This is a genomic window from Paracraurococcus lichenis (assembly GCF_030657435.1).
Taxonomy (GTDB): Bacteria; Pseudomonadota; Alphaproteobacteria; order Acetobacterales; family Acetobacteraceae; genus Paracraurococcus; species Paracraurococcus lichenis.
In genome coordinates, this window is sequence record NZ_JAUTWS010000529.1 from 1 (window position 1) to 373 (window position 373).

Below are 373 nucleotides of genomic sequence, written 5' to 3' on the forward strand. Positions count from 1 at the left end.
ACACCCGGACCCGCCCCAGCCGTCGCCCGAGCAGGCGCAGCAGGAAGCGCCCGCTCTTGAGCTTGCCGCGGTTGGCCCCGCGCCGCACCAGGCGCAGCATCAGCGGCACGGCCCCGACCTTGAAGTTGCGCTCGAGCACCGCGGCCAGGCACAGCCAACCCTGGCCACGCAGGAAGCGCGGGCGGTTCGGCTTGGCGGTGTGGTTGTGGTGGACCATCGAGCCCGGGGCCTGGGTGGAGACGCGTTCGACCAGGCTGTCGTCGAGCACGACATGCCAGACCGCCGGCGTGAACACGCTGGGCAACAGCTCGAGCAGGGCGTCCCAGACCTGCAGCCAGGACCAGCGACCGCGCTCCAGGAACCAGAAGTAGGT

Annotated in this window: 1 protein-coding gene; it reads right to left on the reverse strand. The window is 71.0% G+C overall.

Annotation, left to right across the window (positions count from 1 at the left end):
- On the reverse strand, positions 1 to 373 hold a 373-nt coding region (locus Q7A36_RS41105), incomplete at both ends, for a hypothetical protein (protein ID WP_305109526.1).